General features: G+C 43.8%; 9 protein-coding genes and 3 tRNA genes. 3 read left to right on the plus strand and 9 right to left on the minus strand.

The window, feature by feature from the left end; all coding sequences use genetic code 11:
• On the minus strand, positions 1-2,673 hold the full coding sequence (gene topA / locus D6V41_RS00285) for a type I DNA topoisomerase (protein ID WP_136249501.1): 2,673 nt from the start codon (positions 2,671-2,673) through the stop codon (positions 1-3).
• A gap of 362 nt (positions 2,674-3,035) precedes the next feature.
• Between topA and astB the strand changes: the two genes are divergently transcribed.
• Positions 3,036-4,382, plus strand: coding sequence for an N-succinylarginine dihydrolase (gene astB / locus D6V41_RS00290; protein WP_136249502.1), 1,347 nt, complete (start codon positions 3,036-3,038; stop codon positions 4,380-4,382).
• Between the two features lie 51 nt (positions 4,383-4,433).
• Here astB and D6V41_RS00295 read toward each other — a convergent pair whose 3' ends face one another.
• The gene (locus tag D6V41_RS00295) at positions 4,434-6,620 is read right to left on the minus strand and encodes an Ig-like domain-containing protein (RefSeq protein ID WP_136249503.1); all 2,187 of its coding nucleotides are present in this window, start codon (positions 6,618-6,620) and stop codon (positions 4,434-4,436) included.
• Positions 6,621-6,763: 143 nt separating this feature from the next.
• Here D6V41_RS00295 and D6V41_RS00300 point away from each other — a divergent pair, with 143 nt between their 5' ends.
• A complete protein-coding gene (locus tag D6V41_RS00300; protein WP_136249504.1) occupies positions 6,764-8,107 on the plus strand; it encodes a dicarboxylate/amino acid:cation symporter in 1,344 nt (447 codons plus the stop codon).
• 60 nt (positions 8,108-8,167) lie between these two features.
• On the opposite strand, the gene D6V41_RS00305 is transcribed toward D6V41_RS00300, so the two are convergent.
• From D6V41_RS00305 to dnaQ, 7 genes are all read right to left on the minus strand, one after another.
• A complete protein-coding gene (locus D6V41_RS00305) occupies positions 8,168-9,397 on the minus strand; it encodes a lipoprotein-releasing ABC transporter permease subunit (protein ID WP_241664376.1) in 1,230 nt (409 codons plus the stop codon).
• 1 nt (position 9,398) lies between these two features.
• Positions 9,399-10,079, minus strand: a complete 681-nt coding sequence (gene lolD, locus D6V41_RS00310) for a lipoprotein-releasing ABC transporter ATP-binding protein LolD (RefSeq protein WP_136249505.1) — start codon at positions 10,077-10,079, stop codon at positions 9,399-9,401.
• A 154-nt stretch (positions 10,080-10,233) separates the two neighbouring features.
• A tRNA-Asp gene (locus tag D6V41_RS00315) sits at positions 10,234-10,310 on the minus strand.
• A gap of 37 nt (positions 10,311-10,347) precedes the next feature.
• Positions 10,348-10,424, minus strand: a tRNA-Asp gene (locus tag D6V41_RS00320).
• Positions 10,425-10,464: 40 nt separating this feature from the next.
• A tRNA-Asp gene (locus D6V41_RS00325) sits at positions 10,465-10,541 on the minus strand.
• Between the two features lie 165 nt (positions 10,542-10,706).
• A complete protein-coding gene (locus tag D6V41_RS00330; RefSeq protein WP_136249506.1) occupies positions 10,707-12,158 on the minus strand; it encodes a TIGR03503 family protein in 1,452 nt (483 codons plus the stop codon).
• Positions 12,112-12,822 (minus strand): DNA polymerase III subunit epsilon, encoded by a 711-nt coding sequence (dnaQ, locus tag D6V41_RS00335; protein WP_136249507.1) that lies wholly within the window; start codon positions 12,820-12,822, stop codon positions 12,112-12,114. The genes D6V41_RS00330 and dnaQ overlap by 47 nt, the downstream gene beginning before the upstream one ends.
• A gap of 125 nt (positions 12,823-12,947) precedes the next feature.
• Here dnaQ and rnhA point away from each other — a divergent pair, with 125 nt between their 5' ends.
• Positions 12,948-13,415 (plus strand): ribonuclease HI, encoded by a 468-nt coding sequence (rnhA, locus tag D6V41_RS00340; protein ID WP_136249508.1) that lies wholly within the window; start codon positions 12,948-12,950, stop codon positions 13,413-13,415.
• Position 13,416 lies beyond the last annotated feature (1 nt).

Consider the following 13,416-nt stretch of genomic DNA (forward strand, 5'->3'; position numbering starts at 1 on the left):
TTATTTATTCTTTGCCGTTGTTTTTTTACTGTCTTTTTTACTATCTTTGCGTTTGTCGTCAGCAATCCATTTACCGTTTTGATACCACGCTGACCATCCAGTGGCCTTTTGCTTACTATCCTCAGACATTACATATTGCTGTTTCGTTTTTCTCGAAAAGCGCACAATTGTGTCATTGCCGTCTGGATCTTGCTGTGGCGCATCTGCCAAGTAGTAAAATTTTGGTGAGATGCGATCTTTAAATCTTGCCAACTCTTTTACTAACGGCGCTCTTGTTTCTCTTGACTTGGGAAAGGTAGAGGCAGCTAAAAAGATACCCGACGCACCATCTCTCAGCACAAAATGCGCATCTGAATTTGCACATTTTAATTCAGGCAAAAACACGGGATCTTCTTTAGGTGGCGCTGGCTCTCCGTTTTTAAGTAACTTGCGCGTGTTTTTACAGTCCGGATTTGTACAGCCAAAATATTTTCCAAAGCGACCGTTTTTAAGCTCCATATCACTTTGACATTTATCGCACTCAATGATGGGGCCATCGTATCCTTTGAGTTTAAACTCACCGGTCTCGATTTCGTAACCTGGGCAGCTTGGCGTATTTCCGCACACATGCAACTTACGGTTTTCATCCACAAGATAACTGTCCATGGCAGTAGCACAAATCGGACAGCGCTTTTTCGCTCGCAAAGCTTCAGTCTCTAACTCTTCTTCGTCAGACACTTTAACTACTTCATCTCCGGGCGTGAGATTCATTGTTTGCGTACAACGTTCTTTCGGCGGAAGATTATAACCGGAGCAGCCTAAAAATACGCCTGTAGATGCCGTTCTGACATTCATTTGTCTCCCACAAGCCGGACAATCAATATCCACGGGTACAGCCTGATTGGGTAACATTCCGCCCTTCTCTTCAGGCAGTTCGGCTTTTTCCAATTGCTCAGAAAACTCCTCATAGAAACTATCAAGGACCTTTTTCCAGTCAAGCTCGCCATGGGCGATATCGTCAAGGCGAGACTCCATGTTCGCAGTAAAATCATAGCTGATAAGGTCACTAAAGTTGTTAACTAGTCTATCGTTAACAATTTCACCCATTTTTTCTGCATAAAAGCGCTTATTTTCGAGCCTTACATAGCCTCGGTCCTGAATGGTCGAAATGATGCTTGCATAGGTTGAGGGACGTCCAATTCCCCGCTTTTCCAGTTCTTTTACCAGCGACGCTTCATTAAATCGGGCAACCGGTTTGGTAAAATGCTGCTTGGGATCCAGTTTTTTCAGTGAAAGTACATCGCCCTGCTTGACATCAGGCAACTCACCGTCGTTATCATCCTTTTTCTTAACCTGCGGCTGAACGGCCGTCCAACCGTCAAAAACCAGCACACGTCCTTTCACGCTCAGTTCAAAATCGCCTGCTGCCACTTTTACAGTGGTGGCATCATATTTTGCATTGGTCATTTGGCAGGCCACAAATTGACGCCAAATAAGTTCGTAAAGTCGTTGCGCATCGCGCTCCATATCACTGAGGCTTGCCGCTTTGACTTTCACGTTTGATGGTCTTATTGCTTCGTGCGCTTCCTGAGCACCCTCTTTACTGCCGTATCGTATTGGATTTGCGGGTAAATATTTATCGCCAAAATTCGAATTGATAAAGGCTCTGCAGCTTTCTATGGCTTCCTGACTTAGATTCGTTGAATCAGTACGCATGTACGTAATATGACCGGCTTCGTATAAACGTTGCGCCATAGTCATGGTTTTCTTCACGCCAAAACCCAGGCGAGTACTTGCTGCCTGCTGTAAGGTAGAGGTAATAAATGGCGCCGAGGGTTTACTTTGCGTTGGTTTAGATTCGCGACTAACAACCTTGTACTGAGCCGATTTTAATTGCTCAAGTGCCTTATCGGTTTGTGCCTTACTCTTAGGCTTGAAGGATTCGCCTTTTTCTTTATTAACCAGCATGCGCAAATTTTCAGATTTCTGCGTGCTTAAATCCGCATGTACATCCCAAAACTCTTCCGGTACAAAGGCTTTGATTTCTCTTTCTCTTTCTACCACCAAACGCACCGCTACCGACTGAACTCGCCCGGCAGATAAGCCTCGCGCAACTTTTTTCCACAGTAAGGGAGACAGCATAAAACCAACAATCCGGTCTAAAAATCGTCGTGCCTGTTGTGCATTTACACGAGCAATATTTAAATCGCTGGGGTGAGAGAAGGCCTCTTTAATTGCCGATTGTGTTATTTCATTAAATACCACTCGCTGAAACTGCTTATCTTTGCCTTTGAGCAGTTCTTGCAAATGCCAGGCAATAGCTTCCCCTTCTCTATCCAAATCCGTCGCGAGATAGATGGTGTCGGCCTCTTTGGCCAGTTTTTTAAGCTCGCTTACCACCTTTTCCTTGCCTTGCAAGATTTGGTAATGGGCTTGCCAGTTTTGCTGGGGATCAACGCCCATTCGGTCAATGAGCTTTTGATACTCATAATCTTTTAAATAACGACTTTTTTTATCCTCTGACCAGGCATTTAGTTCTTTCGCCGGTTTTTTAGGCGGGATTTTGCCGAGCGCTTTTGTTGGAAGATCACGCACATGTCCCACGCTCGATTTCACGATAAAGTCTTTGCCTAAATATTTATTTATCGTTTTCGCTTTAGCTGGAGACTCAACAATTACTAATGATTTACCCATTAAATAAGAAAACCTTTTATTTTATAGACGCTTACTTTGTTCTTTTGGCGTCTTGATAGTTAATTTGATATGAATTTGCTTTTTTAACATATATCTACAAAGTGAATAGAAAACAAGTTGAGTTAATTAATTATGTCGCACACATTGCATAAAGTACTTGTTTTTATTATCTTTTTCTTCAAATTTTATTTAGTGAGACATTGGAAAAATAAAATTTCTCCGTATAATCGTGCCTAATTTCCAGTCACCCTAACGCGCTTTATCTCTATCCATCAAAATATTTGTCTGTAGATGTAGGGGTTAATAGCCGCGTTTTTACCGCACTTTGTAAAAAATATTGAAAGTGCAACGGAGAGTACGTCATGAAAGCAGTAGAAGCAAATTTTGATGGTTTAGTGGGCCCTACTCATAACTATGCCGGTTTGTCCTATGGCAACGTTGCGTCCAAATCGAATGCCAATGCCGTCAGTAATCCAAAGCAAGCCGCCTTACAAGGCTTGGATAAAATGAAAGCCTTAGCTGATATGGGCATGATGCAGGGAATTTTAGCCCCACAAGAGCGCCCCGATATTTATGCACTAAGACGCTTGGGATTTTCAGGTACTGATGCTCAAGTTATGCAAAAAGCCTATCAACAATCTCCTCACATTTTCCTTGCTTGTTGCAGTGCATCCAGTATGTGGACGGCAAATGCTGCAACCGTCTCACCCAGCGCAGATACCGCAGATTCGCGCGTGCATTTTACGCCTGCAAATCTGACAAATAAATTTCATCGGTCTATCGAGCCTGAAGTAACCGGTAATATTTTAAAGGCAATTTTCAATAATGAGGCGCATTTTGCGCATCACAAACACCTGCCTGATAATGACCATTTTGGAGACGAAGGCGCGGCAAATCATACGCGTTTTTGTGAGCAATATAATGATGCTGGCGTTGAGTTTTTTGTCTATGGAAAACATGCATTTGACGACAGTCAAGCAACGCCTCAGAAGTATCCAGCCAGACAAACCATTGAGGCAAGTCAGGCAATAGCGCGCTTGCATCAATTAGATCCGGCTAAAACGGTATACGCCCAACAGCATCCCGACGTCATTGATGCAGGTGTATTTCATAACGATGTGATTGCCGTTGGTAACCGAAACGTGCTGTTTTACCATCAGGATGCGTTTTTACATACCGCGAATGTCAAAGAACAAATCAAACGCGCCTATGATCTCAACAGCGAAAATCCTTTTCATTTCATTGAAGTAAAACGCGAACAGGTCAGCGTGCAAGAGGCAGTGAATACCTATTTGTTCAATACGCAGCTTATTTCACTGCCTTCTGGTGAAATGGTCATTATAGCACCAATGGAGTGTCAGCAATCTGATCCTGTCAGAGGCTACCTAGAGGCGCTCATTTCGCAAGATACGCCAATCAAAGATGTCCGGTATTTTGATGTCAAACAAAGTATGCAAAATGGTGGTGGCCCTGCCTGTTTGCGTTTGAGAGTCGTATTAAGTGATGCTGAACAGCAAGCCGTGAATGCTGCATGCCTGACGAATGAAGAAAAATTCACGCAGTTACAGCAATGGATCAATAAGCACTATCGAGACCGCTTACACGCAGACGATTTAATAGATCCTCAGCTCTTAAATGAGTCAAGAACTGCATTGGATGAGTTAACGCAATTATTAGGTTTAGGTTCCGTTTACCCGTTTCAGAAATAAAAACGTCCGCTTATTTAGGCGGACGTTGTATTTTTATTTCAGATTCGTTTTTTATTCAGTGTCATTACAGTTGAATGAACTTCCGAAAGGATTGGCTGGTGGTGACACATTTTCCTGACTTAGATCAGCAGCCGACGGCACAAGCCCGAAGGTTTGTTGCTCTGATGACTCTGTCCCCGACGATTGACCACTTACACTAACAATGGTTCGAACCCATGCGCCATATTGTCTGGCATAGCGTAAACTTATATTTGCCTGCCCATTTGCATCGGTGCGTGTCACGCCATCAATGAAAGACACCACTGCCACATTACCCGGCGTTAGCTGCCCATCACCATTGGTGTCTTCGCCAGCATCTAAACGTCCATTTCCGTTCACATCTTCGCTTGGACAGGTGACTGTTCCAACCGCCGCCCATGTTCTTTCTTCATCTAACCACACCCAAAAACCCTTAGTATAAGCATTTGCAAGCGGTGGAGTAGAAGTAGCAGTTAACTGTGCATCTCGAATTGGGCGCCCTGCTGCATCCGATACAAATATGGCAAAGTCTTTCTTATAAGTCGCATTATCCGGCGATTCAATGATATTGCCGGTACCAATTGAAATATCAAACGCTCTGTCACCCACGGTTAAGCTGGTCAAAGCTGTAATTCCGTCTGCTTCAGCTTCTATCGTTACGCCATCCTGTGAGCTCACTGCACTGGATGTATATACTGTTGATGCAATACCGTTGCTATCTGTAATCGCTGAGTTAGGAGACACGCTGCCGCCCGTAGAATCAGCAAAAAGTCTGAAGTTAACGGTTTTACCTTTCACCAAATTACCATCTTCATCGCGAACTACGGCAGTGATGGTGGATGTCTGACCTTCAGGACCAATTAAATCGGGCGTTGCATCGACAAACACACTGTCTACGTTTTGAGCGACAAACTCTATTCTACCGCGTGCCGTCACCTGTGAGTTACTGCTATCTGTGCCAACGGCAGAGACAGAAGCAGGTCCGGCAAAAGCTGATGTAACAGTAAATGTCGCAATACCATTTGCGTCGGTGGTAGCCCGGTTTGTTGCAACGCCACCTACGCTTACTTCACCGCGCGATGTCGTAACCGTTACATCTCCATTTGCAAAAGCCGAGTTATTTTTAAACCAGCGAACCTGAATTTCGTGAGGTGTATTTAAGGCCAATCCTTCAGTTGGCAAAGCAACAAAACTAAAGTCATCTTGTTGCACGTTTACGTTGAAGGTGTTTGTGCTATTGAGCGCTGAAGCGCTTATTGTAGCTGAACCCGATTGTGTTGCTGTGTAATTAACGGTTACCTGGCCATTGGAATTTGTCACTGGCGCAATATTGTCAAGCTGTCCTGCACTCGCGCTTAGGTCAATTGTTTGTCCACCAATACCATTGCCGTCTGAATCTGACAAAACCAGGGTAATAGGCGCAGAGTCATTTAATATGACCGAGCTTGGTCCATTGATATTGACCTCTGTACCTGTCACATTAATGCTTACCGTTTCCTGTAAGGCACCAGAAGTCGCAGTAACAGTAATGACGCGATTTTCAGGGTTGTTCGCCGTTGACAACAAAGCGCGAGCGGTGCCATCGTTCGCGGTTTGAGGATTCACAACCGATAAAGACGCACCAGAGCTTGCAGCAAAGTTAACCGTTACATCTGGCAGCAATATGTTCTGTTCACTTTTCACAACCGCAATGATTTCAATTTCATCAGAACCACTGGAGGCCATTTGTATTGCGCTTGCAAATAATTCCAGTGAAGAAGGAGCAAGCTGTACTAAACCAGATGAGACAAAACCTGCTGACTTGGACACGTCACCCGCAATACTTGCTGATACCGTGCCGCTTCCTGATAAAGAACCTACTAACAAGTTGATTTCAGCGACCCCTTCGGCATTAGTCAAGGCCGTGCCCGTATCGTTTCCAAACTCGGCTAAATCAGACTGGCTCAACGAGAAGGTGACCAACTCGTTTGACTTAGGTGAGCCATCTTCCGTCACTGTTACGCGAACGGTCAAGGGTGCGCCATCTGAAAGCTCTGTTGATACTTCACCAGCAGAGTTGAATAGTTCGATACTGAGATCCATTACTGGAGCACTTGAGCTTGGTGGAGGCTGATCACCAGAATCGATGGTGTCTCCTCGTTGAAGCGAACCACCGCCGCCACATGCTACAAGAAGCCATGTGAATGAGAATAGCCAAATTAATCGGGTTAGTTGTTTCATGTTGCTACCTTGTCTTAAATTTATTGACATAGCCGGGCCTTAGCAAAGCTGACATTCTTAGTTAAAAATCGGTTTAGCTTTTGCGTTTAACTTGCTAGTCTTTGGGGTCTATAGACATATAATCAGAACAAAAAGGTCGTCTTATGTCGCAAGACTCTCAAAAAACGCATTTAACCTTGAAGATAGTTATCGGCATGTTTGCCGGAATCGTTATAGGTGCTTTACTACAAATGTCATTTGATGATAGCGGAGATCGCGTTTTCAATATATTTGGAATGGCATTTTCTACGTATGGATTTTTTGTCGATGGTATATTTAATATAGGTGGCGCAATTTTCATTAACAGCCTGAAAATGCTCGTTGTCCCCTTGGTTTTTGTGTCTTTGGTCTGTGGCGTAAGCAGTTTATCTGACCCGTCCAAACTGGGACGGCTGGGCGGAAAGTCTGTAGGATTATACGTATTAACCACTTGTCTTGCCGTTACGTTTGCATTGGTGGCAGCCTTGATTGTCAAACCTGGCGACGGCTTTGTAATTGATACAGAAGCGGAATTTGCACCGAGTCAGGCACCCGGTTTGGCCCAGGTAATCATCGATATGTTTCCGTCTAATCCCATTAACGCGATGGCAGAAGGTAATATGTTGCAAATCATCGTATTTGCCGTGCTCTTTGGTATTGCGATGGCTAAATGTGGTGAAGTGGGTGAAAAAGTGCAGAAAGCCTTTGAAATGGTCAACGACATTATTATGAAAATTGTTCTGATCATTATGGAGCTGGCTCCCTATGGTGTTTTCTTTTTAATGGCGAAGCTAGCTGCAACAACAGAACTCGCTGCATTTAGTAACATTTTAGTGTATTTCTTTCTGGTGTTTTTCCTGCTGATTTTGCACGCACTTATCACCTACCCCACATTGCTCATTTTATTGGCTCGCTTGAACCCGCTTACCTTACTGATAAAAATGAAAGACACCGCTATTTTTGCTTTCAGCTCATCGAGCAGTAGCGCGACCTTGCCTATCACATTGGCGACAGCGCAGCGAAAACTGGGTGTTGATAGAAGCGTCGCCTCATTCACGATCCCATTGGGAGCAACCATTAATATGGATGGAACAGCCATTATGCAGGGCGTTGCCACCGTATTTATTGCACAGGTGTATGGCGTGGATTTATCTGTTACCGATTTACTTATGGTGGTTCTAACCGCTACCTTGGCATCGATTGGTACCGCTGGCGTGCCGGGAGTTGGTTTGATTATGCTTGCGATGGTGCTGCAGCAGGTAAATCTTCCGGTTGAGGGCATTGCGCTGATATTGGGTATAGATAGATTATTGGATATGACACGCACGGTTGTTAACGTTACTGGCGACTGCACCATTGCCACAATCGTTTCAAAGTCAGAAGGCGTTTTGGATGAAGATGTCTATAATGCTGACCCTTTCTCCGATGAAATGGTAGAAGCAGGAAAAGTGGAAGGTCACAATAGCTGAGGCGGACAAAACAGACGGTGTTGCATTTGCGCTTGATTGCTCCTGATTGCTCTCGATTTTTTAGTGCAAATGCGACGCCGGTCTTATTTTTGCTGCTTTAGAAGCCGGATATAAAGTCGCCATTACGCTGATGATTAACGCAAGGCTAAAGGTCAGCATAATATCGAATACATTGAGCTCAGATGGGATCGCGTTGGTAAAATAAATACCAGAATCAAATAGACTTATCCCGAATAAGGCTTCAATACCACGAATGATTGCGGCCAGATACAGCGCTAACAAACAGCCCAGAATACTTCCCATACTTGCACCTAGCAATCCGCTTTTTAATCCCTTTAGAATAAAGATACTGCGTATTTGTGCATCCTTGGCTCCCATCGTTTTTAATATGGCAATCTCTCGACTTTTTTCTTTAACCGACATCACCAGAGAAGAAACAATATTAAAACTGGCAACGCATATCACTAGTACCAAAACAATGTAAATGACAGTTCGCACAAGCTGAATATCTTGATACAAATGGCCGTGGGTTCGCGTCCAGTCCGACATGTAAATGGCCTGATCAAATTCCCAGCCGTATTCCCGCACCACATCAAAAGCCTGAAAAGGATCGTGCAGACGAATTTCTACATGCGTGACATTTTCACCAAGCGACAGCATTTCAGACAGACTTTCCTGATTAACGATCCCAATAAAATTATCAATATCGCCCCCAAGAGATATTTCACCGGCGACTTCAAGCCATTTTGATTTTGTTGCCTGAAAAGACAAATCTTCTGTGACTTGAGGTAAGACAATTTGCACACTATCACCAGATTGTAGTCCTAATGACGACATGACTTCTCTGCCTAAAATAATGGCGTTAGGCTTATCCGCAATAAGCGCATAATCAAAGTACTTTGAGAATTTTTCAGCGTAATACGTCTGATTGATACCTGAAAGCTGAAGGGATTTAATCTGCGTGCCTTTTTGTAAAAGGCCCGATACTTTATTCAGCAGAAATACCTTATCAATACGAGGATCATCAGCGAGTTTCTTCATAAACTCAGGGCGATTTTCAATTCCCTCAGGGGAGGCATGAATAAACTCGGCATGGGGAACAAAGTTAAGTAGTTTCTCTCTTAATTCTGTTTCAAAGCCATTCATTACGGATAGCAATAAAATTAACACCGCACAGCCAAGACCAATGCCAAATGTCGATGATTTTGATACAAAAGCGATATACGCATCTTGTTTTTTGCTAACGCCAAAGCGGCCAGCAATAAACCTGACAAATGTAGACGTCAGCACCTTAATTTGCCTCCAGGTGGCCGTTGGTAAGCACGAGGGTGCGATCTAACTTGGACGCAAGTGACTGGTCATGAGTGACAATAATAAAAGCTGTATTAAATTCTGCATTGATGGATTGAATAAGCTCCAGAATACGCCCTGAACTGGTAGCGTCCAGATTACCGGTTGGCTCATCGGCCATGATAATTTTAGGGGAATTGACCAGCGCTCTGGCAATCGCAACTCGCTGACGCTCTCCACCTGAAAGCTGCGATGGCTTATGGGTTAAGCGATGACTGAGTCCCACTTTATCTAATAAGGCCGATGCTTTTTCAAACGCTAGCTTTTTCGGCTGTCCTGATATCAATAGGGGCATCGCGACATTTTCAGTCGCGTCAAATTCGGGTAAAAGGTGGTGGAACTGGTAAACAAAGCCTAAATTTTGGTTTCTGAATGCGGCTTGCTTGCTCGCGTTCATCGTACTGAGACAATCAGACTGAAAATATACTTCGCCACTATCAGGCAAATCCAGGGTGCCCAGAATATGCAAAAGCGTGCTTTTACCTGAACCAGAACTGCCCAAAATAGCCAGGGTTTCTGCTTGAGCAAGCGATAAAGAAACATCTTGTAAAATCGTGACTTTGCTATCTGCTTCAGAATAAGATTTAGTGATAGCGTTGCAGTGCAGAATGTGTGAAGGCATGAAAAGACAACAATTTGTGTAAATGGCTAAAGTTTGGCTTAAGTTTACACGTAAGTGCTTTTTTTCCCAATAAAAACAAACCGAAATTTGCCTGATAGGCAGTGATTAAACGAGAAAGTCACTATTTAGGTATTGAGTATATCTTTAAGAATGATGGCGGAGTGGACGGGACTCGAACCCGCGACCCCCGGCGTGACAGGCCGGTATTCTAACCAACTGAACTACCACTCCGCACAGGGAAAATACTTATTTGAGGCTGATGTACAAATGGCGGAGTGGACGGGACTCGAACCCGCGACCCCCGGCGTGACAGGCCGGTATTCTAACCAACTGAACTACCACTCCGCATTGTTGCTGTTAAACAACACATACATCGAATGTTTAGTGGCGGAGTGGACGGGACTCGAACCCGCGACCCCCGGCGTGACAGGCCGGTATTCTAACCAACTGAACTACCACTCCGCATAAACATTAGCTTGTGAGCGTACCAGAAATCTTCCAGCCTGCCCTCAAGTGCGGCGCAGATAATACGGTGCAGGCATACGATAGTCAACTGCTTTTTTACTTGGCGCGCATCACTTGACTAATTAACAGGCAAGCATTAACGGATAGTTCTTTGAAACCGACTTAAGTATTTGCTTTTGAGTCAGCTTCAACACTTGTGTCTTTCGCTTTCTTTTTTGGAATAAACCGTGCAAGAGACTTCAGGGAATTGAGCATTTGCAGGCTTATATGGCTGTCTGGGCGCTTTCGCTTATCAGCAATAAGCAAAATCACAATGACGCCAATAAATAGCAATGAAAGATTAAAGGCCAATATATCAACAATAAGTGCTTTTCGCTCTTGGGCCAGCTTTTCCTGTCGCATCGCTTCAAGTTCTTGTGCACTTGGCTCTGGTATTACTACAGGCTCTTCAATGACGACTGGCTCACGTGTTACAAAAGTATATTCGGGTACTTCCACAACAATTTCTCTTCCGTCTACGGTGGTCGCATATGCGGTCATGTTTGCCCTGTAAATGCCGTAACCGGAATTGACGATTGTAATTTCACGCTGGTAGTTACCTGTTTCAGTGATGCTAAATTTTTCTGCGTCACCCTCGGGGTTTCGAAGGGTTCCGTCTAAAATTAAACTTTCCGGAAGAAGGTGTTCTTCATCCACTGAAATTTTAATAGTGTGAAACCCTGCTTCCGTTTCATCTTCAATGTGGTCTATATGAATGGGGTTTGGCAACAGCACCACTTTTTCGCCAGTGCGCTCTCTACTAAATAAAGGCGTGCGAACACTAAAAACCGGCTGCCATTCACCGTTGGTAATGCGTAAATCAAATTCACCTGTAAACACACCGTCACTTGGCGCTTCGTCTAAACCCTCACCATTATCTAAAAAGCGCGCGATGTTTTTAGTGCCCAAACCAAAATTTTCATGATCTGGATGGTTCGTACTCATAAAATCGATAGATAAGGCCACCACGTCTCTGAACTCTGTAAAATTCACGCGCTTACCTGCATTTTTTAAAAACGCAGTATGCTTGATGGTTTCACCCGAAAATATGATTTGCGGAATAGGATCGACAATGAGCGTTAGGTCAGCAATAACCATTACTTTACTGCCAGGCAATATTTCGCCCAGTGCCTGCCAAGGTCCTGGCATTGGGTTAGTAAGCTCAATCATGTCGTAAGTATCAGTTTCGAACCAATGATAGCTGTCGTCATTTGGATCGTTATCGAGATAAAGTTTGCTTCCATCTGGCTGCACAAGCACCACAGGCTTGGCACCAAAGGTGCGAAAAAACACTAAAACCACTTTCTCAACATCAGAATCAATACGGAATCGATTATTAAGTACGGGAATACTATTCTCGTATTCAGAACCAATGGGAATAACTTTATCGATAACAGATGCTTCAGAGGAAGTAAGCGCACCTGAAGCATCATATGTTGTATCAGTAAAGGTTTGCGCCTTTGCAGCAACTGCTGCAAACACAAAAAATAGCGCCACCCAAAAGTATGTGAGTGAGCGGAGTAATTTTTTATTCCGGCGATTTACGCCAGATAACGCTGTCTGCTTTTTTTTCAATGCCGTCTAGATATGCTTGGTGCTTTGCTAGTTCATCGGCATTTGCCCGAATAACCTTTAGGCTTGGTTTTGACTTAATTCGAATAATATCGCTTGGCTTACCTTCATTCGCGCTTTCATCGCCATGAGCAAATTTTAAAGCGCCCTGCCCGCCTGTCATCAGTAAATAGACATCGGCTAAAATTTCACTGTCCAACAAGGCGCCATGAAAGGTTCGATGACTGTTATCCACATGATAGGCTTTACAAAGCGCGTCGAGGCTGTTCTTTTTACCCGGACGCATTTTACGTGCAAGTTCAAGCGTATCCAAAACGCTGCAAATCTCAGACGTAACAGGTAAATTCTTGCCTGCCAATTTGAATTCATGATCCATAAAGCCTACGTCAAAAGGTGCATTGTGAATAACTAACTCTGCGCCTCTTATGTATGCAATAAATTCTTCAGCGATATCTGCAAATTTGGGTTTATCTTCCAAAAATTCATTGGTGATACCGTGAACGTCAATTGCTTCTTGCTCAACTTCACGCTGTGGATGAATATAAACATGATAGTTATTGCCGGTGAGCTTGCGATCTACCATCTCTACACAGCCAATTTCGATAATACGATGACCTTCTAAAGGGTCAATGCCGGTAGTTTCAGTATCCAGAACAATTTGACGCATTAGCCTTCCTGTGGGTTTGCTTTTTTATTGATAATTAAAATTGAATAAATTCAAATTTCGCTTTTGCAGGCAAGCTAAGTATACTGCGCCTGAATTGAACTTAACAGCCAAAAAGAGACGCTGTAATGAAACAGGTTACCTTATACACAGATGGATCTTGCCTTGGCAATCCAGGTCCAGGCGGGTATGGCGCCCTGCTGATTTTTGGCAAACATGAAAAAACGCTGTCAAAAGGTTTTAAGCATACAACGAACAATCGCATGGAACTTCTTGCCCCTATTGCTGGCTTGAATGCGCTTAAAGAAAGATGCAAAGTCGAAATCTATACCGATAGCCAATATGTCAAAAACGGTATTCAGTCGTGGATCAAAACATGGAAAAAGAACGACTGGCGCACTTCAGCTAAAAAGCCGGTTAAAAACGTTGATTTGTGGAAGCAATTGGACGCCGCATGCGCAAAACATGCTATTAACTGGCATTGGGTAAAAGGTCATTCAGGTCAGGTAGAAAACGAGCGTGTTGATGAATTAGCACGAGAAGCAGCTCAGTCTGGGCATTTGTTAACAGATGAAGGCTTTGAACAGGAAGAATAGT

This window comes from Ningiella ruwaisensis, assembly GCF_004798935.1.
In the GTDB taxonomy this organism is placed as follows: Bacteria; Pseudomonadota; Gammaproteobacteria; order Enterobacterales; family Alteromonadaceae; genus Glaciecola; species Glaciecola ruwaisensis.